1 protein-coding gene is annotated in these 717 nt (G+C 68.1%); it reads left to right on the top strand.

The window, feature by feature from the left end; all coding sequences use genetic code 11:
- On the top strand, positions 1-717 hold a 717-nt coding region (locus L6D75_RS27165), incomplete at both ends, for a urocanate hydratase family protein (RefSeq protein ID WP_476748326.1).

Here is a 717-nt window from a genome sequence, read left to right as displayed (position 1 = left end):
GGCGGCATGGGCGGCGCCCAGCCACTGGCCGCGACCCTGGCCGGTGCCTGCTCGCTGAACATCGAATGCCAGCAGAGCCGCATCGACTTCCGCCTGGAAACCCGCTACGTCGACGAACAGGCCAGCGACCTCGATGACGCCCTGGCGCGCATCGCCAAGTACACCGCCGAAGGCAAGGCCATCTCCATCGCCCTGCACGGCAACGCCGCCGAAATCCTGCCAGAGCTGGTCAAGCGTGGCGTGCGCCCGGACATGGTCACCGACCAGACCAGCGCCCACGACCCGCTCAACGGCTACCTGCCAGCCGGCTGGACCTGGGAGCAGTACCGCGACCGCGCGCAGACCGAGCCGGCCGCCGTGGTCAAGGCCGCCAAGCAGTCCATGGCCGTGCACGTGCAAGCCATGCTGGACTTCCAGAAGCAAGGCGTGCCGACCTTCGACTACGGCAACAACATCCGCCAGATGGCCAAGGAAGAGGGCGTGGCCAATGCCTTCGACTTCCCAGGCTTCGTGCCGGCCTACATCCGCCCGCTGTTCTGCCGCGGCATCGGCCCGTTCCGCTGGGCTGCGCTGTCGGGCGATGCGCAAGACATCTACAAGACCGACGCCAAGGTCAAGGAACTGATCCCCGACGACGCCCACCTGCACCGCTGGCTGGACATGGCCCGCGAGCGCATCAGCTTCCAGGGCCTGCCGGCGCGCATCTGCTGGGTTGGC

It is taken from the genome of Pseudomonas faucium (genome assembly GCF_021602585.1).
Classification (GTDB): Bacteria; Pseudomonadota; Gammaproteobacteria; order Pseudomonadales; family Pseudomonadaceae; genus Aquipseudomonas; species Aquipseudomonas faucium.
Note: the sequence above shows the minus strand (reverse complement) of the source record. Positions and strands in the feature narration are given on the sequence as shown.